At 62.3% G+C, this 25,924-nt stretch carries 24 protein-coding genes; 8 read left to right on the top strand and 16 right to left on the bottom strand.

Features of this window, described 5'->3' with window-relative positions:
• Nucleotides 1–67: 67 nt before the first annotated feature.
• Nucleotides 68–997: an acetoacetate decarboxylase family protein gene (locus RID42_14380; protein MEQ8248860.1), complete on the top strand. Its 930-nt coding sequence runs from the start codon at nt 68–70 to the stop codon at nt 995–997.
• A 12-nt stretch (nt 998–1,009) separates the two neighbouring features.
• On the top strand, nt 1,010–1,792 hold the full coding sequence (locus tag RID42_14375; protein ID MEQ8248859.1) for a cupin domain-containing protein: 783 nt from the start codon (nt 1,010–1,012) through the stop codon (nt 1,790–1,792).
• Here the strand turns inward: RID42_14375 and RID42_14370 are convergent.
• The 4 genes from RID42_14370 to RID42_14355 form a co-directional block, all read right to left on the bottom strand.
• Nucleotides 1,789–2,907: an amidohydrolase family protein gene (locus tag RID42_14370; GenBank protein MEQ8248858.1), complete on the bottom strand. Its 1,119-nt coding sequence runs from the start codon at nt 2,905–2,907 to the stop codon at nt 1,789–1,791. The genes RID42_14375 and RID42_14370 overlap by 4 nt on opposite strands.
• A gap of 14 nt (nt 2,908–2,921) precedes the next feature.
• Nucleotides 2,922–4,082 (bottom strand): class I SAM-dependent methyltransferase, encoded by a 1,161-nt coding sequence (locus RID42_14365; GenBank protein ID MEQ8248857.1) that lies wholly within the window; start codon nt 4,080–4,082, stop codon nt 2,922–2,924.
• A 78-nt stretch (nt 4,083–4,160) separates the two neighbouring features.
• Nucleotides 4,161–6,059: a TRAP transporter fused permease subunit gene (locus RID42_14360; protein MEQ8248856.1), complete on the bottom strand. Its 1,899-nt coding sequence runs from the start codon at nt 6,057–6,059 to the stop codon at nt 4,161–4,163.
• An 81-nt stretch (nt 6,060–6,140) separates the two neighbouring features.
• Nucleotides 6,141–7,094 (bottom strand): TAXI family TRAP transporter solute-binding subunit, encoded by a 954-nt coding sequence (locus tag RID42_14355; protein MEQ8248855.1) that lies wholly within the window; start codon nt 7,092–7,094, stop codon nt 6,141–6,143.
• A 230-nt stretch (nt 7,095–7,324) separates the two neighbouring features.
• On the opposite strand from RID42_14355, the gene RID42_14350 reads away from it, so the two are divergent.
• On the top strand, nt 7,325–8,068 hold the full coding sequence (locus RID42_14350; protein MEQ8248854.1) for an arylmalonate decarboxylase: 744 nt from the start codon (nt 7,325–7,327) through the stop codon (nt 8,066–8,068).
• A 113-nt stretch (nt 8,069–8,181) separates the two neighbouring features.
• Nucleotides 8,182–8,940 (top strand): arylmalonate decarboxylase, encoded by a 759-nt coding sequence (locus RID42_14345; protein MEQ8248853.1) that lies wholly within the window; start codon nt 8,182–8,184, stop codon nt 8,938–8,940.
• A 90-nt stretch (nt 8,941–9,030) separates the two neighbouring features.
• Here the strand turns inward: RID42_14345 and RID42_14340 are convergent, their stop codons facing one another.
• Nucleotides 9,031–9,564, bottom strand: coding sequence for a helix-turn-helix domain-containing protein (locus RID42_14340; protein ID MEQ8248852.1), 534 nt, complete (start codon nt 9,562–9,564; stop codon nt 9,031–9,033).
• Between the two features lie 107 nt (nt 9,565–9,671).
• Between RID42_14340 and RID42_14335 the strand changes: the two genes are divergently transcribed.
• Nucleotides 9,672–10,166, top strand: coding sequence for a PaaI family thioesterase (locus RID42_14335; GenBank protein ID MEQ8248851.1), 495 nt, complete (start codon nt 9,672–9,674; stop codon nt 10,164–10,166).
• On the opposite strand, the gene RID42_14330 is transcribed toward RID42_14335, so the two are convergent.
• The 11 genes from RID42_14330 to RID42_14280 all read right to left on the bottom strand — a co-directional run bounded on the left by RID42_14330 (nt 10,163) and on the right by RID42_14280 (nt 22,477).
• On the bottom strand, nt 10,163–12,277 hold the full coding sequence (locus RID42_14330; protein ID MEQ8248850.1) for an ATP-binding protein: 2,115 nt from the start codon (nt 12,275–12,277) through the stop codon (nt 10,163–10,165). The two genes, RID42_14335 and RID42_14330, sit on opposite strands and share 4 nt — an antisense overlap.
• Before the next feature lie 322 nt (nt 12,278–12,599).
• Nucleotides 12,600–12,839 (bottom strand): hypothetical protein, encoded by a 240-nt coding sequence (locus RID42_14325; protein ID MEQ8248849.1) that lies wholly within the window; start codon nt 12,837–12,839, stop codon nt 12,600–12,602.
• 65 nt (nt 12,840–12,904) lie between these two features.
• Nucleotides 12,905–14,320 carry an MmgE/PrpD family protein gene (locus RID42_14320; GenBank protein ID MEQ8248848.1) on the bottom strand — a complete coding sequence of 472 codons (1,416 nt, stop codon included), beginning with the start codon at nt 14,318–14,320 and terminating at the stop codon, nt 12,905–12,907.
• 76 nt (nt 14,321–14,396) lie between these two features.
• Nucleotides 14,397–15,281, bottom strand: coding sequence for a DMT family transporter (locus RID42_14315; GenBank protein ID MEQ8248847.1), 885 nt, complete (start codon nt 15,279–15,281; stop codon nt 14,397–14,399).
• A 77-nt stretch (nt 15,282–15,358) separates the two neighbouring features.
• On the bottom strand, nt 15,359–16,240 hold the full coding sequence (locus tag RID42_14310; protein MEQ8248846.1) for a polysaccharide deacetylase family protein: 882 nt from the start codon (nt 16,238–16,240) through the stop codon (nt 15,359–15,361).
• Between the two features lie 106 nt (nt 16,241–16,346).
• Complete coding sequence (locus RID42_14305; protein ID MEQ8248845.1) at nt 16,347–17,609, bottom strand: M24 family metallopeptidase; 1,263 nt, start codon at nt 17,607–17,609, stop codon at nt 16,347–16,349.
• Nucleotides 17,610–17,668: 59 nt separating this feature from the next.
• Nucleotides 17,669–18,466 (bottom strand): SDR family oxidoreductase, encoded by a 798-nt coding sequence (locus tag RID42_14300; GenBank protein MEQ8248844.1) that lies wholly within the window; start codon nt 18,464–18,466, stop codon nt 17,669–17,671.
• Nucleotides 18,467–18,790: 324 nt separating this feature from the next.
• Complete coding sequence (locus RID42_14295; GenBank protein MEQ8248843.1) at nt 18,791–19,915, bottom strand: CaiB/BaiF CoA-transferase family protein; 1,125 nt, start codon at nt 19,913–19,915, stop codon at nt 18,791–18,793.
• A complete protein-coding gene (locus RID42_14290; protein MEQ8248842.1) occupies nt 19,915–21,093 on the bottom strand; it encodes an acyl-CoA dehydrogenase family protein in 1,179 nt (392 codons plus the stop codon). The genes RID42_14295 and RID42_14290 overlap by 1 nt, the downstream gene beginning before the upstream one ends.
• A 103-nt stretch (nt 21,094–21,196) precedes the next feature.
• Nucleotides 21,197–21,754, bottom strand: coding sequence for a cytochrome b (locus RID42_14285; GenBank protein ID MEQ8248841.1), 558 nt, complete (start codon nt 21,752–21,754; stop codon nt 21,197–21,199).
• Between the two features lie 117 nt (nt 21,755–21,871).
• Nucleotides 21,872–22,477, bottom strand: coding sequence for a hypothetical protein (locus RID42_14280; protein MEQ8248840.1), 606 nt, complete (start codon nt 22,475–22,477; stop codon nt 21,872–21,874).
• A 168-nt stretch (nt 22,478–22,645) separates the two neighbouring features.
• Here RID42_14280 and RID42_14275 point away from each other — a divergent pair, with 168 nt between their 5' ends.
• From RID42_14275 to RID42_14265, 3 genes are read left to right on the top strand one after another with little or no spacing between them, the layout of a single operon-like run.
• Entirely contained in the window at nt 22,646–24,271 is a 1,626-nt protein-coding gene (locus tag RID42_14275; protein MEQ8248839.1) for a choline dehydrogenase, read from the top strand.
• 18 nt (nt 24,272–24,289) lie between these two features.
• Entirely contained in the window at nt 24,290–24,508 is a 219-nt protein-coding gene (locus RID42_14270) for a hypothetical protein (GenBank protein MEQ8248838.1), read from the top strand.
• Nucleotides 24,505–25,923 carry an amidase gene (locus RID42_14265; GenBank protein MEQ8248837.1) on the top strand — a complete coding sequence of 473 codons (1,419 nt, stop codon included), beginning with the start codon at nt 24,505–24,507 and terminating at the stop codon, nt 25,921–25,923. The genes RID42_14270 and RID42_14265 overlap by 4 nt, the downstream gene beginning before the upstream one ends.
• The last annotated feature ends 1 nt before the right edge of the window (nt 25,924 follow it).

Here is a 25,924-nt window from a genome sequence, read left to right as displayed (position 1 = left end):
GGTTAATTACGGACTATACTATAGCTGACGCGGCCCACAGCGGTCGCACGCGGTAGGGGAGCGGATCATGGCGTCGACGCGTAAGGGCAAGGCGAAATCAACGGCAAGCAAGGCTTTGCCGTTGAAGCGAAGCAACGGGAAACCGGCCAAGACAAAGGCGTCTACGACAAGTGCCACGGCACATCTGTTGAAGAGCGCCCAGATCACCCCGACCGAACCGACCTGGGTGCCACGCCCGTCGGGGCCGAAGAAAAAGATCAAGCCGGAGGGCTGGAGCACGCCGTTCGCGAGCTCGCCCTATACCAAACCGCCGCACCCGATGGATCCGGCACGGATGATTTGCGTCGAGTTCGAGCCCGATCCCGAAGCGGCGTGGGCGTCGGTCCCCGATCCGCTGCAATGGGCGGAAGGTACGACGGCGTTGTGCTGTATCGGTGACAACCGCCAGATGCCGACCTCGCTCAAGTTCCAGGAGGGCATGATCGTCCTCAAGGTCAAGCTCGGCGACGAGCTTGGCAGCTACATTCCCTACATCTGGACCTCGACGGACGAGGCGATGATCGCGGCGCGCGAAGTTTCGGGCCGGCCCAAGCTGGTGTGCGACCATAACGAGCTGCAGATCATGGGCAGCGGCGTCAACGCCAAGATCACGCGGCGAGGCGAGACCATCATGCGCGCCTCGGTCACGCTGGAGGATACGTGCGAGCTGAAGGACGTACCGCTCGGTGGCAACTGGTTGTCGGTGCGCAAGGTGCAGATGCCCGAAGAAGGGCGTCCGGCGTTGAAACAGGTGATCCGCCAGGGCCTGTCGGGCTCGTTCAAGGCGCATTCGGTGTGGCGCGGCCGCGGCTTTTGCGAACTGCCGGGTCAAGCCATGTCGGACATTTGGAAACTCAATCCCAAGAACACCGGTCGGGCTTGGATGATCGACGTGAGCTGGGATTTAAAATTGGGCAAGATCGTCTGGGAAAACTGGGTCCCGGCGGTCGTGGAATAAGGGAGAGACGCGATGCGCCCCTATACTTTCCTCGATACCAACAAGATGGAGTGGGAGCAGGGTGAACAGCCGGGCCTGTTCACCAAGATGCTGAGCCACGACCCCGAGAACGGCGCGCGCACCGCGTTCCAGTGCATCGATCCCAAGCGCGGCTACAAGCCGCCGCCAAGCGCGCACTATCACCACATGGACGAAGAGTTGTTGGTCATCAAAGGCACCTTCACCTTCGACGGCGAGAACTGGCTTGGCCCCAAATCCTATTGCTTCCACCCGGCCGAAACCGTGCACGGATTCCGTAGCCGGATCGACGATGAGGCCTGGTTCCTTTCACGGTGCAGCAAGGAGCTCGACTTCTGTCTGCACCCTGATACCGACACCGATACGCCGTATCCGTTGAACGGCAAAGTGGACCCGCGCGGCGTCACCGTGCTGGCCGACCCCGAGGCAGGAGACTGGATCGACGTGAAGGATGCGACCGGCAAGGTCACGCTCCGGCGGCGCCTGCTGAGCAAGCACCCCGAAACCGGCGAGGGGTCGATGCTGGTACGCTTCCTGCCGGGCTGGGAAAGCCCCAACGGCGATCATTTCCACACCGTGTACGAGGAATTGTTCGTCCTCGAAGGGAGCATGGAGACCGACGACGGCGCGACCTATGGGGCCGGCACCTACCTGTTCAAGCCGCCGCTGACCGTGCAGTCCCGCCCCGCAAGTAAGGGCGGTGCGCTGGCCTATATCAACTTCGGCGGTAAGCTGGATTTCGTTCCGGCGAGCCGGTTGGACGAGTACAAAAACTAAAACCCAAAGAACCGCGCCGGGTTTTCTTCCAGAATTTTGCGTTTGAGGGTGTCCGACAGGTCGGGGCGCTGCTCGATCTCTGCGATGGAATCCTCCAGCGCTTCTTCGTGCGGTAGATCGGCCGAGGTCATCAAGTGGTCTTCGCCGAGCATCTCGGCGACGTCGGGGAGGTAGCGTTCGTCGCCTTCGCACGAAAAGTAGATGTTGCCGCCGGCCAGCCACTCGGTGGGATTGCGCTTGGGCGTGCCGGGCCAGCCCTTCGACGAATAGACACCCCAGTAGCGTTCCATGCGCGGCACGAGGTAGGGCAGCCAGTCGGCGCCGGCCTCGAAGAACCCGACCCGGAGTTTGGGGTGGCGCTCGAGGATGCCGCCGCCGATCATGGAGAATAGACCGAACATCATCGGGACCGCGACGAAGGTGGCGGACGCGAAGATCGTGTCCATTTTCTTGTGGACCGAGGGCATGTTCCAGCCGACGTGCATGGCAACCGGCATGTCCAGCGCCTCTGCCTCGGCCCAGATCGGATCGAACTGCGGTTCGTGGAGGAACTGTTCCCCGGCGCTGCCGTAGACCAGCATTGCGGCGGCACCAAGTTTCTTGACCCGGCGTAGCTCCTCGACTGCCAGTGCCGGACTGCGCACCGGAATGGGCGCGGCGAACTTGAGGCGCTGGGGAAAGGCCGCACAGGTTTCGGCGGCCCAGGTGTTGTAGCTGCCCATGAGGGCCGCTTCGAACTGCATGTCGAGCGACAGCATGTCGAGAAAGATCGTGGGAAACAGCACCTGGATGTCGATCCCGAGCTTGTCCATGTCGGCGATGCGGGCTGACGGCGGGACGACGGTTTGGCTTTCGATCGAGAATTTTTTCGATTTGGCGAATTTCGAACTGACGGGGGTGCCGTAGATCAGTGGGCCATAGCCGTAAGGGCGTGGGAACATCTGGCCGTCGATCAGCCAATAGGCGTCCTGGGCGTAGGGGCCGGGTAGACCGGGGTGCTGCACGATGACCGGCCGGCGATGGGCGTAGGCCGGGTCGAGGTGGTTCCAGACGTCGTCGGCCTCTTCGACGTGGGAGTCCGAGTCGATAATGATCTGTCCGTTGGGGCGGGCCATGGGGCGTCCTCCGCTTAGGCTTTAATCGCGCCGTAAACGAACTGTTTGGGACCGGCATTGGCCGCACGGCCGGTGTCCATCAGATAGGTCGTGCCGGTCACCAGGGGCGTGTAGTCTTGGATGATATCTTGCTTTCGGAAGCCGGCCTTCAACGCGGGCTCGACCAGGTCCATTTCCTTGACGGTGCCCCAGAACGGCTCAGCGTTGTTGTGGGTGGACCAGTCGCGGATGAACGCATCGTACGGTTTCATTTCGGCATAGCGTAGGGCCGCTTCGAGATGAATGACCATGCCGCCCGGTTTCAGGAGGCGGTGGCATTCCTTCATGATTCCGTAGACACCGCGGCGCGAAGTTTCGTGCAGCAGGATGTGCGAGACGATGAGATCGAAAGTGTCGTCGGCGAAGTCGGTGTGTTCGGCGTTCTGTTGCGAGAAATGAATTGGTTTGTTCATCGACTCCGCCCGGGCGTGTCCGTAGCGCAGAACCGGCGCGCCAACGTCGATGCCATGCACCTCGGCCTTCGGAAACATATCGACATAGGGGACCAAGCTGTTCCCCGCCGTGCATCCCATTTCGAGAATGCGCGCAGGCTTAAAATCAGGATGGTTGTTCTTGAGCCACAGCGCGCTTGAGACGCCCATGTTCTCGTTGTACTTGCCCAGGGCACCCATGACGTAGAGGAAGAATCCGCGATCGTACCTTGCGCCCGCCGAGACATCGTCTTCGGCCATATCGGTGTAATAGGAGCCCGGCGTAAAGTGAATGTCGACCGCCGTGAGATAGCGCGGCATTGCCACATCGGGGTTGAGCCGCAGAGATCCTTTTTTCTTTGCGCGCGCAGCGATGTGTTTCGCCGCGCCGATCAGGCCCGGCAGCTGACGGAAGATGCTATCGCCGACGGCGTCCTGGCTCATCATCTGCAAGTTTTTCTGCAGCGTCGAATACATCTGGTAGTAGGGTTCGCGCGCCATGCTGGCGCGCACCTCATGACGATCCTTGGGCGCGCGGCCGTTCTTTTTGACGAAGGCGGGTTCGACGTTGGCGGCATAGACCTTGGCATTGCCGCCGATCACGTTGGATTGCAGATGAGTCTTGAGACTGTAGATGAACCCCTGTTGCGCGGATTCGTCGTGGGTGGCATCGGGCAGGAGGCCGTGAGCGCCTTGATCAGCCATGTTCCGTTCCTTCTTCGTGTCTGGGCGCCAATGTAGTCGTATGCCTCTCCATCGTTCGAACGGTGTGCAGCACCGACTCTATGTTGGCCGCTTTTGGCTGCCCATGGTCTCGCGCAACACGCCGAGAAGCGCAAGGACAATGCCGCCGATCTCTACCCAGATGGCGCCGTCGAAGGCGTTCGCAGGTACCAACAACGCGAGACCGGCTACCGAAAGCACGATGCGTCCGGCCAAATCTAGGCGTCTGCGGAAAAAGCCACCGAAGCCGGCTGAGGCGAGCCATACGCCGGCCACTGCCGTCACCACCGCCTGGGCGACCTCAAGAACTGAACCTTGAAGCAGAAGGCTTGGCGAGAGCACGAAAAGGAACGGCACGATGAAGGCAGGCCAGCCATAGCGACAGGCGAGCAAGGCGGTTTGCATCGGTCGCGCCCCCGCCAAGTTTGCCGCGGTAAACGCCGCGATCGCTACAGGTGGCGTGATCATCGACAGGAGCCCGAAATACAGAACAAACATGTCGGCGGCGATAGGGTCGATCCCGAGTTCGCGCAGCGGAGGTGCCGCCAGCGTTGCGACGATCAAGTAGATCGCCGTCGTTGGCATCCCCATACCGAGAATGATCGAGACCAGTGCGGTCAGGAGCAGAAGAAGGAGGAGGCTACCCTTACCCACTTGCACGAGGAGGAAGGTCAGGCCGAAGGATAGCCCGGTTATTTCGATGACCCCGATAATGAGGCCCGCCATAGCGCCAACGACAATGATGTCTACTGCGACGGCGCCGGTACCCGACAGGCACTGAAGGACGTCGCGGACGTTGATACGCTTTCCCTTGTAGCCGAACACGATGGAAACCACGATCAGCGAACCGGCCGCCCAAAGCGCGGCCGTCTCCGGTCGCCGGTTGAGCCAGAACAGCGAAACGATGAGAACCGCGAAGGGCAGCGCGAAAAACCAACCTTCACGCAATACCTGGAGTATGGGGCGCATCTGTTCGCGCGGGATCGGTGGGATGTTGCGTCGCGCGGCTTCGATGTCGGCCTGGATGAAGACCGCGAAATAGTAGAGCAGGGCCGGCAGCAAGGCGGCGACGATCACCTCGGAATAGCCGATCGCTAGGCGTTCTGCCATCAGGAACGCCGCCGCGCCCATGATCGGCGGCATGATCTGGCCACCGGTCGACGCGACCGCCTCGAAAGCCCCGGCAGCCGGAGCGGAGTAGCCGCCCCGGCGCATCAGGGGGATGGTGAGAACGCCGGTCGACGCGACGTTGGATACCGCGCTACCGGAGATCGAGCCGAACATCCCCGAGGCGACGACGGCAATCTTGGCAGACCCGCCGCGCGAACGTCCAGTCAATGCAATGGCGACGTCGGTAAACCATTCAGACCCGCCGGAGCGCAACAAAAGCTGCCCGAGGAAGATAAAAAGAATGACGACTCCCGTGATGATGACCAGGGGAAGTCCGAACATCGCGTTGTAGTCGACGCCGAGATAGGAGGTGAGTTGGGGGAATCCCTGGGCGCGTCCCTGCAATTGTCCCGGCACTAGGTCGGCGCCCAGCCCGTAAAGGAGGAACACAACCAATATCGTGACTAGTCCCATTCCTGCGGTGCGTCGCAGCGCCTCGATCACCAGGGGAATGAGAACAATTCCGATGAGAAAGGTCTCTGTCTGGTGGAAGTAGTACTCGTTGGAAAGGACGGGGTAGCGGATCGCGAAAAAGATGCCCATTGCCGCGGCGAGCACGGCGAGAGCGACGTCGATGATCGGCGCCTTTCGCTCCACACCCGCGCTGCGGCGAGCCGGGATGTTGATGAACACGATGGCCAAGCCGAGCCCGAGGACGATACCGAGGGCTTGTTGGTCGAAGATCGCGATGCCGAAATGAAATGGAACGTCGCCGGCCATCGCCAAGGCAACAACCGTCAGTATCGTGCCCAAGATGGGCGTGATTCGATGCACCGGAATACTAGTCATGCCGCCCCTGCTGACTCGTGGTTTAGCAAAACGAAACGCCCGGCACAGACGTGCCGGGCGTTCTCAAAATGCGGCCTGACGTCAGCTACCCGGCCAGGCGGAGACTTCCTTGTAATATTTGATCGCGCCAGGGTGGTAGGGCATGCCCTGGTCCTTGGCCATGGTCTTGGAGGAATGAGTCTCCCACAGGGGGCCAAAACCATGAAGCTGCGCTTCATTGTCGTACATGGCCTTGGTGACCTTGTAGACCACATCTTCTGAAGCGTCCTTGTGGGTCCAAAGCATGTAGTCGAAGAACATGACGTTGGTCGGTGTTTCAATACCGGTCAGTCCTGGCTCTACCGCCGCAAGGTAGGTACGCGGCGCTTTGTCGGCGAAAGCCTTTGCCATGGCTGGCGAAGTATCGAACGAGATGAACTTGAGGCCACCTACGGCCGCCGCCGCATCGTCGACGAAACCTGCACCGACGCCGCCGATCACCGCGTCCACCTTACCTTCTTTGAAGGCGTTGACGCCGGGGATGAGCGCCGTCACCGGTACGCCCTGAACGTCGTCGAGAGTTAACCCGCCGTTGGCGAGCATGCCCTCCATGATAAGTGCGAACAACGGGGCCGCGCTGTAACCGGTGGGGACCCGTTTGCCCTTGAGGTCTTTGACCGAGTTGATGCCTGAGTCGGCACGGACGATCAGACCGACGCGGAATTGCATCATCGTCGCGACTAACCGGAGGTTATCGAACTTCCCATCACCTTCTGAAAGTCCGACGCCCTCATAGGCCATGATCGTCTGCATCATGTTGGCGATACCGAATTCAAGCTCGCCGTTGTTGACCATGGGAATGTACTGCTGCGTCCCGCCCATTGGCTGCGGCAGCATCCGAAGGCCGGAGTGCTCGGTCACGATTTGCGCGATGCCGGTAGAGGTTTGCGCGGTGGCGCCGCCTTTGGTGGTACCGATTCCGACGGTTTGCGCAGACGCGGCGGCGGCGATCAATACCGTTGCCGCGGCGGTGGCGAGGAAAGTGGTCAATTTCATTTGCGTTCTACTCCCTGTGGCTTCGGGCCAGTGTCGACCCATGCGTTGCGTCGTTTTGTTAGCCGACGTCTGGGCGCAGTGTACCGGATAGCGGCGCACCTGCCCACAGGGTGAAGTCGGATTGGTTCCGGAGCCTGGCGATCCGTTCCGTTGACCCAGATCATGGCAGTTCCCCGCCCCACGGCAGAAAGTTCTGGCCCAAGACTCAACAACAACCATGGGAGGCCGGAATGCCGGATTCGCTGGGATATCGCATGAAATTCGGGGTGATCGCCCCCTCGACGAACACCTCGGTTCAACCTGAATTCGATGCCATGGCACCGTCGGGCATTACCAACCACATGTCGCGTATCCACGTCCCCGACAACCTGATCGCCAACGACGACGATTTCAATAAGCTGATCGGGGAAATCGCCGAGGCCCAGGATGCCGCGATCGAGCGGGTCATGACCTGCCATCCTGGGCACATCGTCATGGGCATTTCGGCTGAAACCTTCTGGGACGGCCTTGAAGCCTCCAAGAAGCTCAAGAAACACATCGAGACGATCGCCGGGGTCGGGGTCACGATGGGATCGGAGGCGAGCCAAGCCGCGCTCAAGGCTTACGGCGCGAAAAAGATCGCGGTGATCACGCCATACCAGCCGGTCGGCGACAAGAACGTGAAACGGTTCTTCGAGGAATGCGGCTTCGATGTCGTGCGGATCAAGGGGCTCAAAGCCAAAAGCCCGGTCCTGATCGCCCATTTCAGCGAGAACGAATTGCGCGATGCGATCATGGAGGTCAACGGCGACGACGTCGATGCGATCATCCAAGCCGGTACTAACCTTGCGATGGCGCGCCTCGCGGGGATCGCGGAGAGTTGGCTCAACAAACCAGTGATTGCAATCAATACGGCAACCTACTGGCATGCCCTGCGGACCAACGGATTCGACGATCGGCGGAGCGGGTTCGGAAGCCTTCTTTCAGCGCACTGACCGGGACCGGCGCCCTCCCCGTGGGCAGGCGCCGGCGCGGCCCTTGCGGGTGGGCCCGGCGATTCGCATTATGGCGGCGCTGATCAACAAGGCGCATCAAGGGAGGACAAGCCATGCCTGATTCACTGGGTTATCGGATGAAATTCGGGGTTATCGCCCCATCGACCAATACCTCGGTCCAGCCCGAATTCGATCGGATGCGCCCGGAAGGCGTGACCAACCACATGGCGCGGATCCATATCCCGGACATGCCGGTGGCCAACGACGACGACTTCAACGAACTGATCAAGGTGATCGCCGAGAAACAGGACGAAGCGGTCGAACGACTGAAGACCATGCACATGGATCATTTGGTCATGGGGATGTCGGCGGAAACGTTCTGGGACGGCCTCGAAGGCTCGGCCATCTTGCAAAAGCATATGGAGAAGGTGTCGGGCTGCGGCGTTACCATGGGGTCGGATGCCTCGCAAGAAGCGCTCAAAGTGCTGTCCGAACAGTACGGGCCGATCAAGCGGATCGCCTGCATCACGCCCTATATGCCGGTTGGCGATAAGAACGTGCGGCGTTTCTTCGAGGATCTTGGGTTCGATGTGAAGACCGTTCTGGGGCTGAAGTGCAAGAGTCCGGTGCTGATCGCCCATGAGTCCGAGGATCGCCTGCGCGAGGCTATCATGGAGGTCAACGGCGACGATGTGGACGCGATCGTCCAGGCCGGCACCAACCTCGCAATGGCGCGCCTTGCCGGCATCGCCGAGAAGTGGCTCAACAAGCCGGTCGTCGCGATCAATACAGCGACCTACTGGCACGCGCTGCGCAGCAACGGGATCAAGGACAAGGTCGACGGCTTCGGCTCGCTTCTATCGATCCACTAGGGCAGGGGCCCGCCCCGTCGCGGGCGGGCCGCCTCTAGGGAGCGTCGATAATTCGATGCCGTAGAGACGCAATGACGTCGAGACGGCAGATTACACCGCCATGTGGCGACGGATGCGCCAGCGGACGGCGCCTTTTTCGGCAACCGTCTCCTGGAAGCGTTCCCGGATGGCGTCGTCGGCGCCCGGCCCCGGTTCTAGGCCGATATCGTGGAGGGCCAGGGGGCGGCCTTCCTTGGTTTGTACCCTGATTTCGCCGATTTCGTCTCCGGTCGTCCGGTCGACCATACGCACCGGCGCGTTCTCCGGCCCCAATACCCATCGATCGCCCCATTGGACGAGGCCAACGACCACGGGCAAAAGGTCGCGCCCCTTGTCGGTCAGGCGGTAGTGCGCCCGCTTGGCGCCCGGCGAGGCGGGCTCTTTTTTAAGTAGTCCGTTGGTGACGAGGCGGTCGAGGCGTTCGCTCAGGACGTTTCGGGCGATGCCCAACCGGCTTTGGAAATCGCTGAACCGGCGTGTCCCAAAATAGGCCTCGCGGACGATGAGAAGGGTCCACCACTCGCCGATCATTTCGAGGGATTGGGCGAGTGAGCATCGTTGGTCTGAAAAACTGATTCGTTTCATTATGAAACTAAACGATTTTTGGTTCTAAAAAGCAACTTATTAGTAGTTGTATCAAAAAACTTACCGTGATTTGGTTCTGTCATAGAACTCAATATTGGGATTGGACCATGAAAATAGAAGATCGCCCCCTGGGGTCAGCGGTGGGCGTCCTGGATCCCGCCGCCGTCGCCGACCTAACGGGGCTCGAAATCATGCAGCGGATGATCGCGGGCCGGTTGCCGCGGCCACCGATCAGCGTGGCGATGGAATTTGAACTGCTCGACGTGGCGCCAGGCAGCGCCCTGTTTGCCGGTACGCCGGGCGGTCGCTTTCTAAACCCCTATGGCACTGTCCATGGAGGTTATGTTGCGACCTTGATGGATTCGGCGATGACGTGCGCGGTGCAGACCACGGTTGGCGCCGGTTTCGGCGTCACGACGGTCGAGTTCAAAGTCAATTTCGTGAGGCCGGTCCCAGTGGATGTTGGACGGCTGCGCGCCACCGCCACCGCGATCCACAGCGGCAGGCGTCTTGGTACCGCCGAGGGGAAGTTGATCGACGACCGCGACCTGCTTTACGCCCACGGGACGACGACCTGCATGGTTTATCCGCTGCGGCCCTAGCCGCCTGCGCGGCTCGTCGCCTCGGCGATGGCGGCGGCGAGCTCGACCCGTCGATAGGGCTTTTGCAGGAGCGGCGTGCCACGCAGGATATCGGATTGCTCCGACCGGCTCCCGCCGGCGTAACCGGAGGTAAGCACGATCGGGAGGGCGGGACGGCGCAGGCGGGCGCGTTCGGCCAGCGCAATACCGTCGAGCTCGCCGTCCATCACGATGTCCGTGAAGAGCACGTCGATTGCGACATCGGGATCGGCGATCAACGGCCAGGCAAGATCTCCGCTCGCCGATTCGATGACGTCATAGCCAAGCGCCCAGAGGTGGGCCGCGGCAACTTCGCGCACGTTTTCGTCGTCTTCGACGACAAGGGCGCGCGCGCCGGGGGTGGGTGGCGCGGATTCGACCGCCGCGGCGTCCTGCCCGTCGGAATCGGCGTCGTCCACCGCGCGCGGGAGGTAGAGCCGGACCGTCGTCCCGGCGCCCGGTGTGCTGTCGATTTCGGCACGTCCCTCGGACTGGCTAATGAAGCCGTGGACCATGCTGAGGCCCAGGCCTGTGCCGTGCCCGGCGTCCTTGGTCGAAAAGAACGGTTGGAAGGCGCTCGCCGCCACGTCGGCGCTCATGCCGATGCCTGAGTCGATCAGGTCGATTGCAACGAAATCGCCGTTCAGGGCGCCGGGGTCGTCCGGTTGTCCCTCCTCGACGGTGTTGCGCCCGACAACGCGGAACGTGCCGCCGTTCGGCATGGCGTCGAGCGCGTTGGTCGCGATGTTGACGATCGCCGAGTCGAATTGGCTTGCATCGACTTGCACACGCCACAGGTCGCTTGGGAAGTCCACTGCGATCTGAATGTTGGGCGAGATTCCCGGGCGCAGGAGGCTGAGGGTGTCGTCGACGTGAGCGGCGATGTCGATGGCTTGGGGAACCAACGGTTGCTGCCTGGCAAAGGCGAGAAGGCTTTTAGTCAAATTGGCGGCCCGGTCGGCGGCGCGTCGTGCCCGCTCAATGTGCCGTTGGGAGTCCGTCACGCCCTCGACGTCGCCCTGGAGGAAGTCGAGGCTGCCGATAATGATCGTGAGGAAATTGTTGAAGTCGTGCGCCATGCCCCCGGTGAGGTTACCCATGGCTTCGAGCTTGGCGGTTTGGACCAAACGTTCCTGCAGCGTCTCGAAATCGGTCAAGTCGTGGACCATCGCGACGACGGAGTCGCCGTGCGCATCGGCGAGGCGTCCGAGCGTCACGGCCACCGGGAAGTCGGTGTCATCGCGCCGGCGACCGGCCATCGACGGTATGTCGCTGCGGGCGGGGGCGCGGTCTCCGTCGGCGCTAGGCCACACGCTCTTCACCGCTGGCAGCAAGGTTTCCAGCGGCATGCCGACCAAATCTTCTTCCGCATAGCCGAACGCCGATGCGGCAGCAATGTTGGCGCGAACGATCGTCCCCGCGGCGTTGGCGATTAGGATGCCGTCCGGGGCGTAGGCAATCAGGTGGTCGAGCCGCCGCCGTTCGTCAGCCTCGCCGCGCAGCGTGTTGGCGAGTTGGCGCTGGTACAGGGTAATGGCCGCGCCCACGCCGGCGGTTAGCAAAAGGAGTCCTGCGGCCGCCGTAATCCATGTGCTCCGGCTGGCGATGTAGGCGACGGGGTCGGTCGCCGGTGCCAGGATCCCGGCCGCGGACAACTCGTAGAAACCGAGCATCGCTGCGATGCTGAGGACAATCATCGCGGCGCCGGTCCACATCCCGAACAATACGAAGGCGAAGATGACCGCCGCCGCGAAGTGGATATATGGGCCGCCGATCATCCCGATGTTGGCCAGTCCGACTGCCGCAATCATGAAAAACAGGAGGACGACGTAACCGGCGCGAACAAAATAGGGCAGGCGGTGCCGGCGGAGCGTCAGCGCAAAGAGCGCCGCCGCCAGCGCGACATGGGCGCCCATCGCGGGCAAAAAGCCGATGTCGGGAATGCGCATCAAACTTGCGACCAGCGCCGGCACGGCGGCCATCGAGAGGACAACAAGCGTGCCGTTTACGAACCGGCTGCGAATGTCCCTGATCTTTGCGTCAAGGCCATCCGACGCGGGCGCGGCGGAGGATGCCGCGCCGCCGTCTAGCACGTCGCACCGGACAGGCGGGGGGCGGCGATGCCGTTACGGCACGCGCCACTAGCCCGATAGGTCAAGATAGAAGAACTCCACGCAGATTCGTTTTCTTCCGCGCGTTGTCGCCGAACGGTCCGCCGATGCACCGGATTGTGATTGCTTATTCGTTGAACGCCGCACACGCGGACTATCTAACACCTTGGCGGTAGACCGAATCAATGCATGCGAGGGCATCTTGGAGTCATGCGTATTGCCTACCACGCATCGCGACTCCATCCGTCGTCGTCGCGCAAACCTAATTCGAACTAGTTCTAGTTTTCCCAGGACCGATGCGGCGCTAGTTCTGGTAACGGTCAATGAGCCCAGAGATCCGCTGATCGTAGGTTTTGAAACCAACGAGCGCCCCGTTCAAGCGCTTCAGAAATGCTGGAATATCGAGCGCGTCGCGGCCGGCATGGTCGAGCGAGGCGCGCAGGATTTCTTGGTACATGTCGTGCGCGGCGCGCAGAAGTTGAACGGCCTGCGCGAGGTCATGGGCTACGTCAGGGGCGATCTCGGATTTGGGTGTGTCGGACATGCTCCCTCCTTATCTCTGCTTATCGCCCTTGGGCCGGGGAAGGGACGTTCTTTTAGCGTCGCCGTTCAGCCTTTCTGCCAATGAAGATCGGTCAGGACATCGGTCGCGCTGGTTGCGCTGTCCAACTTCCATATGCGATCGAACACCGCTTTGATCTGATTTTCGCCGAGCAAGCCCTCCGCACAGTCGCGGAACTTCCCTTCGACCTCGTCGTCGGTCAGCGGGTTGTGCGGCGAGCCGCGATAGTTTTCGTCGGCCCACAGTTCGAGTGTGCGCCCGTCCTTGGTGAGGACTTCGACGCGGCTGCGGATGCGGTCGTAACCCATCGCCTCGATCTTCTTGTCGTCGATGGTCTCGACCCGGCGCTGCATAGCGCCGACATCGGCGCGGCTGACGAACTCGTCGGTGAATTCGCGTTTGCCCGCTTTGCCGGCGATTGCGATGGCGGCCAACAGGAAGTGCATGCAGAACTTGCCTTCGAGCTCGGTGGTTGCAAAGTCGTAACGGATCGGCCCGAGGATATTTTGCGCGGCATAGAGTTTGATTTTCTCGATGTCGTCGGCTTTGACCTTTTCGTCGCGCATGAGGAATTTGAGCGCGTCCATCGAGGGGTGGGTGAGGACCCCGCAAGGGTAGGGTTTGATGCTGACGCCGGGCGAGGTGATGGTCAGTGGGTTGCCGAAGCGGCCTAGGACGAGATCGGGATCACCGCCCGGACCGGCAATGGTGAGGTAGCCCCACTTGCCGTCCAGCGCCTCGGTGTTGGAGGTGAAGCCCTCGCGCACCAGCAGTGCGGCGGTGACGCCGTTCTCGGAGGAGCGACCGACATGCAACGGCTTGGTCATGGTGCCGAAATTGGCGCGGATTCCGGCGGCTAAAGATGCTGCAATACCAATGGTTTGAGCCATTTGGCTGTGGTTGAAGTTTAGCATTTTGGCGGCCGCCACCGCCGAGCCGAACGTGCCGATGGTGCCCGAGGTGTGAAAGCCGCGGGCGTAGTGATCGGGGTTGATGGCTTCGGCGATTTTACACTCGACCTCAAAGCCGGCGTTGAAGGCCGTAAGGAAGGTTTTCCCGTCCACGCCGCCTAGCATTTCACCGATGGCGAGACAGGCCGACAGCGGTGGCACGGTCGGGTGGGTCAGCAGCCCGTACATCCGGCCGGGACCTTCGGAAAGCTGGGTATCGTCCCAGTCCATGGCGTGCCCAGCGAGGCCGTACCACAGGGCGGCGAGGTGCGCCGGGACTTTCTTGTTGGCGTTGCCCAGCAGACGCGCATCGGGGGCGCCGCCGACCCTGTCGATATAGCGGGCCATGACCTCAAGCGCCGGTTGCTCGGAACCTCCGACCATGACTGCAAGCCCGTCCAAAATGCAGCGCCGGGCGATGTTCAGCGCGTCCTCGGGGATGGCGTCGTAGGTCAGGCCGACGGCGAAATCGACGGCGTCTTTTGTCAGCGAGGCGGTCGTGGGGGTGGTCATGCGTAGAGCTCCCAAGCGATGGTCGTTGGATTTGGCCCGGAGCCTAGCGATTTGTTCGCCGGCGGCAAGGGGGCGGTCAGGCGCGCCGTTGCCAGACGGTGGCCAGTAGGATGCCGGTGGTCAGAATTGGCAAGCCGAGCCAACCTAGCAGGGCGGGGTTTTCGCCCAGAAAGATCAGCCCGAACACCGAGCCGACGCCGGGCACTGCCGACAGGAAGGCCGCGACGACCGTCGAGCCGACCCGGCGCACGGCGTGCGACAACAGGATCAGCCCGATCAAGTTGGGGAAAAGGCCCTGGAAGACGGCTTGGAGGGCGATTTGGTTTGGCTCGGCTTGGGCTAGGGTTGTCGGCAGAAACAGCGCCCAAATCGGTAGGTAGGTGATGGCGCCGACGATAGCGGCGGCGAGCAAGACTTGGGGAATGTTGGAGCGCCATTGGCGTTGCAATATCAGGAAAACCGCGAAGAAGGCGCCGGAGCTGAAAAAGGCGAGATCGCCGATCCAGGCGCGCGGGTTGGACCCGCTGCTGGCACCGATCGCGGCCATCCCGGCACCAACGATGATCAACAGGCAGCCAATCACCTGAATGGCGAGCGGTTTTTCGCGCAACCAGACATAGCCGATGATCAGGGCAAGGGCGGGGACCATGCCGTTGAGGAATACCCCGCCATGGGCGGCCGGTGCGAAGATGAACCCAACGTAGGATAACAGCCCATAGGGCACGCCGCCGAAGATCGCGAGCATGGCCAGCCGGGTGACAGTCGTGCTGCGCCAGGGCTTGTAGTACAGCACGATCGGCACGCAGATCGCCCCGGCGATGCCGTACCGCAAGGCGGCGATGTCAAAGATGGTCAGGCCCGATTGGACGCCAGCGCGGCTGATCACCAAGAAGGTCGACCAGACGATGACCACGGTCGAAATCGCGGCCATGCCGACTAGTTGGGTTTTGCGATCGGGCATGTTGGGGCAGGGTGCCGACGATGGAGGACGGGACCGCGGTGATAGGCCTGCGGATGCAGGGGTGTCAAATTCGCGGGTTAGCGCGTTTGCGCCGCCTTGTCCGCTTCGATGAACCAGTCGGCGATTTGGCTGCCGGTCATGAAGATGGTGTCGTCGCGCGCGAGCAATTCGTCGATGAGTTTTTCGAGATAGCCAATGCGGTGCGGCACCCCGATCAGGTGGGGGTGGGTGGCGATGGTGAGGATGCGCGGGTTGTTGTCGAACTCTTTTTCGAACGTCGCGACGGTGTCCTTGTAGCGTTGGTAATAGTCGGATGAGTTCTGCCACTGAATGGCGTACATCGGGCTGTCGTTGAGCTCGAGCGTGTAGGGCATGCAGATGACGGGGCCGTGCTTGGTGGTCATCCAATGGGGCAGATCGTCGAGCACCCAGTCGCAAATGTAGTCGACGCCTTCGGAGGCGAGAATGTCGGGGGTGTCGTTGGTTTCGCGCAGGCCCGGGCCGAGCCAGCCGCGCGGGCGTTTACCGTAAAACGCCTCGATCTTGTCGAGACACGCCTTGAGCAAGGTGGCTTCGTTCTCGTCGCCCTGGATCGACTTTTGCTTGAGCCCGTGGCCGACGACCTCCCAGCCCATGTCTTTGACGGTTTGCGCCACGGCGGGGTAGTCGTCGATGGCGCCCGCGTTAAGGAACGCGCTGGTGGGCAGACTACGATCCCGCGCGATCTTGAACAGGCGCGGCATGCCGGCGCGCAGGCCGTATTCGGCCCAGGAGAAGTTGGGCACATCGGGTAGGGTTTCGACCCCGTGCGGCCCAGTGAGGATTTTTCGCGGCGGCGGCGAATCGAACGGCCAGCTCTCAATGTTGACCACGAAATGCACGATCAGCGGCTTGCCCTCAGGCGGGGCAAGCTTGGGGCGCTGGTCGGCAAGGACGAAGGGAACGCGGGGGTTGGTCATGGGGCGGGCTCGCTGGCTGACGGGTTGGCTAGCGGCATTTGAGCATTGATGGGGCGCTTCGTCACGGGCGTTGCGTCTCCGCCTGGGAGCGGGGGAAGGCGACCGCTCAGGCGTCGATGATGCGCAGGCGGGATTCGTTAGAGGTGAGGGCTTCGAAGCCGGTTTTGGTGACGCGGATGGTGTCTTCGAGATGCAGCGTGCCCCAACCGAGTTCGAAGTAGGGCATGTCGATGTTGATCACCATGTTTTCTTGCAGGGCGAAGTCGAACTCGCCGCCGGCGTAGATATCGTCGCCGAGCGGCAACGGATTGTCGGTGTGTTCGAGGCCGAGACTGTGTGGCGAGACGTAGAAGTATTCGGGGAACCCGCTTTTCTGAATCACCTCGACGGTTTTTTCCATCAGGGTGCTGCGGGTAATTCCCGGGCGGATCATGGCGCAGGCGGCTTCCCAGCCGGTTTCCATCGCCTTGGCGCGACGCGCCAGTTCCGCCGAGGGGTCGCCGACGATAACGGTGCGGCCGATGTCGCCGAGGTAGTGGTCGTATTCAGCGAGCGAATCGAGGAAGAGCGATTCGCCGGGCACGACCTTGCCGTGGGGCAAGCCGCCAAGCGTGGTGACGATGTAGCGGCCCTTGCCGTCGCGCTTGGAAACCTCGGTGAAATAGGCGCGCTCGATGTCGTCCCAGTGAGCGCCGGCATGGACGGCGGCGAGAGCGGCGTCGACCCCGGCTTCGTTGATGACGGCAGCCTTGCGCATGAGGGCGAGTTCGGCTTCGGTCTTCACCATGCGAATTTCGCGAAAAATATTGGTGGCTTCGACCGCCGAGATGCCCGGCATCCCCATGTTGCTCATCCAGCCGATGATGCGCGGATCGTCGGTACCGACCTTGGCGTTTTCTAGGCCGGCGTCCTTCAGGATGCGGCGCAGGCCCCAGGCCGGTGTGGCAGCCATGCGCGGCGCATGGTGTTTCGCGCGATCAGCCCAGGTTTGTTCGAGCGGGGTGAGGGGCGCGCCAGTGCGAACCGGCCAGCCGTTCCAGGCCGCGGGTTCGGGTTCGCCGGTGTTGGGATCAACGCCGGAGTCCGCGGTGTTGCGGCCTGAGTAATCCGAGAACATCACGACATTGGGCACCCAGGTCGGGGTGACCTCGGACAACCTTTCGGCGTTGATCGCGGCGTTGATGACGAGACCCGCGGGCGCGTTTTCGTCGCGCGGCAGAACTGCATAGCTGTTGAAGGTCCATCCGCCCGACGAGAACAGATCCCAATAGTCGGTGAGGTAGTAGACGTTGATGGCTTCCTTCGCCACGAGGCCGTCGAGGCCATATTTATCCATCACGGCGTAGGCGCGTTCTTTGTTGAGCAGCATGGAAGCCTCCTGTACTTCGGGACGCGGCGATCGCCGCGCCGTGGGACGAGGTGTTTGGGTTAAGCCAACGCGCGGCTGCGCCCGCCGTCGGTGAGGATCGACGTGCCGGTGATGTTGGCGGCGGCGTCCGAGCATAGGAAGACGACGACGCGGGCGACCTCGACTGGATCGCCCATAGTCTTGAACGGACTGTCCTTGGTGAAGTCGGCTTCGATCTCGGCTAGCGATTTGCCGGTGTCGCGCGACAGGTTGTCGAACAACGTGGTGATGCGCCCGGTCTTGGTCGGACCGGGATTGACGGCGTTGACCGAAATGCCGCCGGCCCCGACTTCGTCGGCAAGGCCCTTGGTCACGGCGAGCAACGCGGCATTGGACGACGAGCCCGGCAACAGGCGGGGGTTGGGCTGCTTCCCTGTGTCCCCGACAATGGTGACGATGCGGCCGTATTTCTGCTGCCGCATCGCCGGGATCACGGCGCGCATCATGCGCACGGTGCCGAAGAATTTGAGCGCGAAGGCTTGCTCCCATACCGCGTCGGGAATCTCCCAAAAAATTCCGCCCTGGGCTGCGCCGGCACAGTTCGCCAGGACGTCGATGCGACCGAAGCGCTCCAGCGCCTGTTTCGCGATGGCGTCGGGTGCCGCCGGATCGGTGAGGTCGGCAACGATGGGGAGGATATCGGCGCGGTGGGCCTTGGTGAGTTCGTCGCAGATCGGTTCGAGTGGATCTTCCTTGCGCGAAACCAGGACGAGCTTGGTGCCTTCGGCGGCCATTTGCCGAGCGGTTTCGGCGCCGAGCCCAAGGCTCCCGCCGGTCACGATGGCCACTTTGTTGCTGAGTTTTAGATCGATCGGCATGCCCGCCCCCTGTAAGCGCTAGTCGATGCACTCTTGATGCAACGCCGGGCGCGAGTCAACGCGCGGCTCCGAGGGAGACGGTCATGGGATTTGTGAACGGCTTGTCGTTCTCCTGCGCCAAGGACGGCCTAACCGAAAGCGAAGGTTTCTATGGCGGCACGCTGGGCCTGGCGGTGGCCTTTCGCACACTGACGGCGGTGCTTTACCTGGCACCGACACGGCATTCTTCGGAATCACCGCCGAGGCCGAAATGCCCGGCATCGCCAAGTGGTTCCGCGAGAACCGGTAGCGGGCTTCCGGCGATCCTTGAAGGCGCGGGCGGTTTTAGGCGAACTCTTTGCGCAGAGCGTCGGTGTGCTGTCCGACGGTCGGGATCGGTTTGACCGGGGCGGGGTTGTCGGAAAGACGAATGGGCGAGGCGACGAGATCGATCTCGCCCGCAGCCGAGCCCACGTTCAGGCGGCGGAGTTGCGGATGGTGCGCGAAATCCTCGACCGTGTTGAGCGCGCCATAGGCGATCTGCGCGGTCTTGAGTTTTTCGGAAATTTCCTTGCGGGTGAATTGGCCGAAGACCGCGTTTACCACGTCGTCTAGCTGCGGACGGTTTTTGACCCGGTCGACGTTAGTGGCGAATTCGGGACGAGTGGCAAGGGCGGCGTCGCCTAGTACGTCGGCGCACAGGTTATACCATTCGCGTTGGTTTTGTATCGAGATGACGACCGGGCGGTTGTCCTTAGTGTTGTAGGCGCCGTAGGGCGCGATGCCGGGATGGTTGAGCCCGACGCGGGCCGGCGGTTTCCCGGTGTGTTCTTGCAACAGCAACGGGACGGTCATCCAGTCCGACAACGCATCGAACAGCGACACTTGCAGCCCCGTTCCCTTGCCCGTCTTCTCGCGCTGCAGGAGGGCCTGGGTAATGCCCTGAACGGCGTACATGCCGGCAGCGATGTCGCAAAGGCTGACACCGACCCGCGAGGGTTCGTCGGGCCCGCCGGTGATGGACGCAAGACCGGTTTCGCATTGGATGAGAAAGTCGTAGGCCTTCATGTCGCGGTAGGGGCCGTCCTCACCGTAACCTGAGATGTCGCAGGTGATGAGGCGCGGGTGCCGCGCGCGCAGTTCGTTTGAGTCCAGGCCGGCGCGGGCGGCGGCGCCGGGGGCGAGGTTCTGGATGAACACGTCAGCCTTGGCGAGCATCCGGTGCAGCATGGCATTGTCGGCGTCGTCCTTGATGTCGACGACGACCGACTCCTTGCCGCGGTTGAGCCACACGAAATAGGCGCTCAGTCCCTTGACCGCGCTGTCGTAGGCGCGTGCAAAGTCGCCTTCGGCGCGCTCGATCTTGATGACCCGAGCCCCGGCGTCGGCTAGACGCGAGGAGCAAAACGGTGCGGCGACGGCCTGTTCAAGGGAGACGACGAGGACGCCGTCCAAGGGCGCGAAGGTCATCAGTAGCTGCGCGGCAGTCCGAGGACATGCTCGCCGATATAGCCCAGGATCAGGTTGGTCGAGATCGGCGCGACTTGATAGAGACGCGTTTCGCGGAACTTGCGTTCGACGTCGTACTCGGCGGCGAAACCGAATCCGCCGTGGGTTTGCACGCACATTTCGGCAGCCTCCCAGGCCGCTTCCGAGGCGAGCATCTTGGCCATGTTGGCCTCGGGGCCGCAGGGTTCGCCTGCGTCGAATTTGCGCGCCGCTTCCTTGACCATGAGGTTGGCGGATTCGATGTGTGCATAGGCGCGGGCGATGGGGAACTGGATGCCCTGGTTCTGGCCGATGGGGCGTCCGAACACGTTACGGTCTTTGGCGTAGGCGGTGCCTTTGTCGATGAACCAACGCCCGTCGCCGATGCATTCGTGGGCGATCAGGATGCGTTCGGCGTTCATCCCGTCGATGATGTAGCGGAACCCTTTGCCTTCGAGGCCAATCAGGTTTTCGGCGGGCACTTCCATGTCGTCGAAGAACACTTCGCATGACGAATGGTTCATCATCGTTTCAAGCGGTCGGATGGTAAGGCCGTTATTCTTGGCGGCCTGCATGTCGACGACCATGACCGACAACCCGTCGGTCCGTTTCTCGACTTGGTCTTTGGGGGTCGTGCGCGCGAGCAGGAGCATCAAGTCGGAGTATTCGGCGCGGCTGGTCCATACCTTCTGGCCATTGACGATGTATTTGTCGCCTTTCTTCACGGCGGTTGTGCGCAGCGAAAGCGTATCGGTGCCGCTGGTGGGCTCGGTCACGCCGAAGGCCTGCAGGCGCAGCTCGCCGCTGGCGATCTTGGGGAGCCACCGCGCCTTTTGCTCGGGATTGCCGTGCCGCAGGATGGTGCCCATCGTGTACATCTGGGCGTGGCAGGCACCGCCGTTGCAGCCTGCGCGTTGAATTTCTTCGAGGATCGCGCCGGCATGGGTGATGTCGAGGCCGCTGCCGCCGTATTCCTCGGGAATGAGGCAGGCGAGGAAGCCGGACTGGGTTAGCGCGGTCACGAACTCCTGCGGATAAGCTTTGTGCCGGTCCTTCTCGCGCCAGTATTCGCCGGGGAAGTCGGCGCACAGGGCGCGGACCGCCTCGCGGATTTGGTCGAGGTCTTCCGATTCGCTGGCGTTGTCGGCTGCTGCGCTCATGCCGTGATCCCTGGGGTTTGTCGTGGGCCTGCGCCCGCTTTAGCGGGCGATGTTGCGGGCATTTACTACCAGCAACGGCGGCGCAGCGAAAGAACGGCCCCGATTAGTCTCGGGCGCCGGTCACCATGCGGGCCAGGGTGCGGTCCCGGTCGATGGCGACATGCTTGAGCGCGGCGAGGATATGAACTCCCAGAAGGACGAAGAGTATCGGCTGTGCGAGAATGGCATGGACGGTTTCGGCTGCTTCATGGAGCCCGCGTGACGCCCCGAAAGGACTCGGGATCGAGAACAGGCCGAAGAAGTCGAGCGCGCCGGCACGGCCCGTCCATTCGGTTAGCGGTCCGGTGATCGCCAGGCCGACCAGGGCCGCGAGCAGTCCCCAATGAACGATCTTGGCCGCGACGTGTTGCCACCGCGGACCGGGCAACGACGGGGGAAAGCCCTCGCGCACGCGCCAGAAAACGCGAAACAGAATTGGCAACACGAAAAGTGTTCCGATCGACACGTGCAGCGCCTGGAGCGCGGCGCGGTCGGGCCCACGCGGCATGTCGTGGAACACCAAGCCTAGGCCGAAGAGCGCGAGTACGCCCGCACCCACGATCCAGTGGTTGAGGCGGGATACGAGGCCGAAGCCCGTTTCTTCATTTGCGGAATTTGCCATGGTGAAGTCCTATCGGTCGAACGTTACACGGGTTTGACGGGCGCTTCCGTCGCGTCCGATGCGGCCCAAAAAAAAGAGGCGGCCGAAGCCGCCTCTTCTGTCCGTTTCGAAGGGTCCTTACTTGGAGACCTCTTCGACGATCTTGTCGTAGTCTTTTTCGGTCTCGCCGCGCGTGATCTGGTCGAGCTCGACCTGGACGATCCGTAGGATGCGGGCGATATAGTCGGCGCGCCACTGGGCACGGAAGGCCTCGGTGACATCGTCCGGTTTGTAATCCTCGATCGCCTGATGCGATGCCCACTTCTTTGATTGGGCCAGCCGCTCATGGGTGTCGAGCCGCTCGCGGATCACGGAGACTTCGCCGGTCAACGCCATGATCATCGCCAGCAATTTGTCGATGTTGGGATCGTCGAAGAAGTACGGACGGCGACCCTTCGCTGTGCGGATGCGCTTGACCTTGGGTTCGGGATACGGATGACCCGGGATCCACTTGGTCGAGGATGCCTTCGACGTTGCCCCGGCGCGGCGGGTGGACTTGCGGGCGGTCGCTTTCTTGGCTGCCTTGGCAGGCCGTGCCGCTTTCTTTGCCGGCTTACGCGCGACCTTTTTGGCCGCCGCTTTCTTCGCCGGTTTCCTCGCGGCCTTCTTGGCCGCCTTCTTCACGGATTTCTTGGCGGGGCTCTTCGCCGCACCCTTGGACTTCTTCTTCGCTGCTTTGGCCATATCGTTCCTCCCTAATGCAGGCGTCAGCGCCCCTCAAATTTCGCCGGATCATACGCTCGTTACGGCGTACTTCAACACCGCGCACTGATATACGTCAATTGCGCGGGAGTACTTCGAACGCATGGCGGGCTGTGTTAGTTTGCTCGGCCTTTCGGGGAGGGACGATCTATGGCGGACTACGACTACATCATCGTTGGTGCGGGCTCCGCCGGTTGTGTGCTGGCAAACCGTCTCTCCGAGGACCCGAATTGCCGGGTTCTGTTGCTGGAAGCAGGGGGGCGAGACTGGAACCCGATCATTCATATTCCCCTGCTGGCCGGCGTTGCCTATTTCGCCAAGTCGATCAATTGGGGATACGACACCGAGCCCGAACCGCATCTCAAAAACCGCGAACTGCACTGGCCGCGAGGCAAGGTGATAGGCGGGTCGTCCTCGATCAACGGCATGATGTACGTGCGCGGCCAGCCACAGGATTACGAAACCTGGCGCCAGATGGGCAACGAAGGCTGGGACTACGCCAGCGTGTTGCCGTACTTCAAGCGCGCCGAAGGGCATGTCGAAAAGAAAGACTCGCCCTTCCATGGCGCCGAGGGCCCGTGGAAGATCAAGCGGGCCTATTCCGACAACCCGCTCTATCACGCATTCTTCGATGCTTGCCGCGCCGCGGGTCACCGGGAGACCGACGACTTCAACGGTCGCCAGCAAGAGGGTTACCAGTGGCACGACTTCAACGTCGTGCGTGGGCGCCGTCAGAGTACGGCCGTCGCATTTTTGCGCCCGGCGATGAAGCGCGGCAACCTCCAAGTCGAGACCCATGCCCACGCGACGCGCGTCCTGTTCGAGGGCAAACGGGCTGTGGGCGTCGAATACGATTGGCACGGTACGCGTAAGCAAGCGCACGCCGGACGCGAAGTCATCCTAAGCGGCGGCGCGATCAATTCGCCGGCACTGCTGCAGCTTTCCGGAATCGGAGATGGGCAGGCGCTCCGCGACCTGGGCATTCCCGTCGTGCACGATCTGCCGGGCGTTGGCCAAAACCTACAAGACCATATGGGTGTTTACGTCCAGCACGAATGCTTACAGCCGATCACGATGTATCGCTGGTTCCGCCCGGACCGTGCCGCCGCGATGATGGCGCAAGTAATGTTGTTCGGCACCGGGGTTGGCGCGGCGTTGCCCCTGGAAGCCGGTTTGTTTGCCAAGACCTCGCCCGACTTGGAAACGCCCGATCTGCAGATTTCTTTGGTGCCGGGTCTGAACCTGGAGACGACGATGAAGGGGCAGGGGCGGCACGGTTTCCTGATTCACGTCTACCAACTGCGCCCGGAAAGCCGTGGCAGCATCGAGTTGAAGTCGGCGAACCCGTTCGACAAGCCCTTGATGAAACCCAACTATCTGTCCTCGCCCAAGGATATGGAAGTCACCCGCGAGGGCGTGAAGATCGTGCGCACCCTGCTCACGCAGGACGCCTTCAAGCCATATTTGGGGAAACCGATTTCGCCGGCCGAGGGCGTGACGTCGGATGCCGACATCGAGGACTGGATTCGCGGCGGCGGCGAAACTGTGTTTCACCCAACGTCGAGCTGCAAGATGGGCGTCGATCCGCTGGCCGTGGTCGATCCCCAATTGCGGGTGCATGGCATTCGAGGACTGCGGGTTGTCGATGCGTCGATTATGCCGACCATCGATTCAGGCAATACCCAAGCCCCGACCGTGATGATAGCAGAAAAAGCCGCCGATATGATTCGCGGCCGTGCACCGCTGCCGCAAGAAGACCCCTTCGTCGCCGCTTAACAAGAGAACAGGGAACCGATGACCGAGAAAAAAGTGGAACCGCAGGACATCGGCCGATTGGCCGAGAGCTTGCACGAGATGCCGATCGCCGAGAGCCGGGCCGTGGCCCTGGCGGCGGAGCTCAGCCAACTCAATGCGACGGCGCGTAGCGGAAGCCGCATGCTGGCCTACGACGTTGATGCGTTTGGTTTTGCCGGTGTTCTCCAGAAGCTCAAACGTCCGCGGCGCCAGGCATGAACGACATCGTCCAAATGTCCCTGACCGAGGTCGCCGACGCGATCCGGTCTAAGAAAGTATCGGCCGTCGAGGCGACGCAAGCCTGCATTGCCCAAGCCGAAAAATGGCAACCCAAGATCAACGCCTATGTCACCTTCGACCCCGACGGTGCGCTGGAACAAGCGAAGCAGGCCGACGCCGATCTGGCGGCGGGCAACGTGCGCGGGTCGCTGCACGGTGTGCCGTTGGCTCACAAGGATCTGTTCTATCGCAAGGGTAGGCGCATTACTTGCGCTTCGAAAATCCTGGGCAACCTTGTGGCGGATTACGACGCCACCGTATTGCAGCGCTTGGCCGCGGCCGGGGCTTTGCACCTTGGCGGGTTGAACATGTCTGAACTGGCAGTGGGTGCGGGTGGGCGCAACGAACACTTCGGCCATTGCCGCAACCCGTGGAATCCCGAACACATCACCGGCGGTTCCTCGTCGGGTTCGGGCGCTTCGGTTGCCGCCCATATGGCATTTGGGGCGCTCGGAACTGATACCGGCGGCTCGATCCGCATTCCGTCGTCGATGTGCGGTGTCGTCGGTATCAAGGGGACGTTTGGCCGCGTTAGTCGTCGCGGCGTCATGCCGTTGTCCTACTCGCTCGACAATGCCGGGCCGATGACGCGGACGGTGAAGGATTGCGCGCGTATGTACGGAATCGTTGCGGGTGCCGACCCCGACGATCCCTCGGCGGCGAACGAGCCAGTCCCGGACTACGAAGCGGCCCTCGATGGCGCAAGCGTCAAGGGCCTGCGGATCGGCGTTCCGACCAGCTACTTCTACGACGATGCCGCGCCGTCGGTGCGCAGCGCCCTAGCGGCGGCCCTCGACGTTTACCGGTCGCTCGGGGCGACGATCGTCGATGTCGACGTGCCCGATCAGGAGGTCCTGCGCGATCTGTGTAATGTCGTGCTCAAGGTCGAGGTGGCCAATATCCACGCCGAATGGCTAAGGACCCGGACCAACGAGTATTCCACCGAGGTGCGCGCACGCATGGAAGCCGGACTCTACATTCCGGGCGTGCGGTACCTCCAGGCGCAGCGGTTGCGCGGCGAACACGTCAAAGCGTTTTGCGATCAGGTCTTCGCCAAATGCGACGTGCTGCACACCCCCGGCCTGCCGATCGAAGTGCCGACCCTCGCCGACACCGATGCGGCGGTGGGCGAGAACGCGCTCGCGATCAACGAAAAACTGGCGTGGTCCACGCGTGGGCTCAACTACCTCGGTTTGCCGGGCCTGTCGGTACCGTGCGGGTTCTCGGCCAACGGGATGCCGGTCGGCCAGCAATTGATCGGCCCGCCGTTCTCGGAGGATCTGTTGTTCGAAGTCGGCCACGCCTACCAGCGCGAGACCGACTGGCACACCATGGCGCCGACGTTGCCGGCGTAGG

The organism is Alphaproteobacteria bacterium, from assembly GCA_040216735.1.
Lineage (GTDB): Bacteria > Pseudomonadota > Alphaproteobacteria > SHVP01 > SHVP01 > CALJDF01.
The sequence above is the reverse complement of the archived record's forward strand: the minus strand, read 5'-3'. Positions and strand labels throughout refer to the sequence as shown.

Excerpts from the sequence above, each read along its gene's own strand:
- RID42_14380 (MEQ8248860.1), top strand. The coding sequence starts at position 68 with ATGGCGTCGACGCGTAAGGGCAAGGCGAAATCAACGGCAAGCAAGGCT.
- RID42_14375 (MEQ8248859.1), top strand. The coding sequence starts at position 1,010 with ATGCGCCCCTATACTTTCCTCGATACCAACAAGATGGAGTGGGAGCAG.
- RID42_14370 (MEQ8248858.1), bottom strand. The coding sequence starts at position 2,907 with ATGGCCCGCCCCAACGGACAGATCATTATCGACTCGGACTCCCACGTC.
- RID42_14365 (MEQ8248857.1), bottom strand. The coding sequence starts at position 4,082 with ATGGCTGATCAAGGCGCTCACGGCCTCCTGCCCGATGCCACCCACGAC.
- RID42_14360 (MEQ8248856.1), bottom strand. The coding sequence starts at position 6,059 with ATGACTAGTATTCCGGTGCATCGAATCACGCCCATCTTGGGCACGATA.
- RID42_14355 (MEQ8248855.1), bottom strand. The coding sequence starts at position 7,094 with ATGAAATTGACCACTTTCCTCGCCACCGCCGCGGCAACGGTATTGATC.
- RID42_14350 (MEQ8248854.1), top strand. The coding sequence starts at position 7,325 with ATGCCGGATTCGCTGGGATATCGCATGAAATTCGGGGTGATCGCCCCC.
- RID42_14345 (MEQ8248853.1), top strand. The coding sequence starts at position 8,182 with ATGCCTGATTCACTGGGTTATCGGATGAAATTCGGGGTTATCGCCCCA.
- RID42_14340 (MEQ8248852.1), bottom strand. The coding sequence starts at position 9,564 with ATGAAACGAATCAGTTTTTCAGACCAACGATGCTCACTCGCCCAATCC.
- RID42_14335 (MEQ8248851.1), top strand. The coding sequence starts at position 9,672 with ATGAAAATAGAAGATCGCCCCCTGGGGTCAGCGGTGGGCGTCCTGGAT.
- RID42_14325 (MEQ8248849.1), bottom strand. The coding sequence starts at position 12,839 with ATGTCCGACACACCCAAATCCGAGATCGCCCCTGACGTAGCCCATGAC.
- RID42_14320 (MEQ8248848.1), bottom strand. The coding sequence starts at position 14,320 with ATGACCACCCCCACGACCGCCTCGCTGACAAAAGACGCCGTCGATTTC.
- RID42_14315 (MEQ8248847.1), bottom strand. The coding sequence starts at position 15,281 with ATGCCCGATCGCAAAACCCAACTAGTCGGCATGGCCGCGATTTCGACC.
- RID42_14310 (MEQ8248846.1), bottom strand. The coding sequence starts at position 16,240 with ATGACCAACCCCCGCGTTCCCTTCGTCCTTGCCGACCAGCGCCCCAAG.
- RID42_14305 (MEQ8248845.1), bottom strand. The coding sequence starts at position 17,609 with ATGCTGCTCAACAAAGAACGCGCCTACGCCGTGATGGATAAATATGGC.
- RID42_14300 (MEQ8248844.1), bottom strand. The coding sequence starts at position 18,466 with ATGCCGATCGATCTAAAACTCAGCAACAAAGTGGCCATCGTGACCGGC.
- RID42_14295 (MEQ8248843.1), bottom strand. The coding sequence starts at position 19,915 with ATGACCTTCGCGCCCTTGGACGGCGTCCTCGTCGTCTCCCTTGAACAG.
- RID42_14290 (MEQ8248842.1), bottom strand. The coding sequence starts at position 21,093 with ATGAGCGCAGCAGCCGACAACGCCAGCGAATCGGAAGACCTCGACCAA.
- RID42_14285 (MEQ8248841.1), bottom strand. The coding sequence starts at position 21,754 with ATGGCAAATTCCGCAAATGAAGAAACGGGCTTCGGCCTCGTATCCCGC.
- RID42_14280 (MEQ8248840.1), bottom strand. The coding sequence starts at position 22,477 with ATGGCCAAAGCAGCGAAGAAGAAGTCCAAGGGTGCGGCGAAGAGCCCC.
- RID42_14275 (MEQ8248839.1), top strand. The coding sequence starts at position 22,646 with ATGGCGGACTACGACTACATCATCGTTGGTGCGGGCTCCGCCGGTTGT.
- RID42_14270 (MEQ8248838.1), top strand. The coding sequence starts at position 24,290 with ATGACCGAGAAAAAAGTGGAACCGCAGGACATCGGCCGATTGGCCGAG.
- RID42_14265 (MEQ8248837.1), top strand. The coding sequence starts at position 24,505 with ATGAACGACATCGTCCAAATGTCCCTGACCGAGGTCGCCGACGCGATC.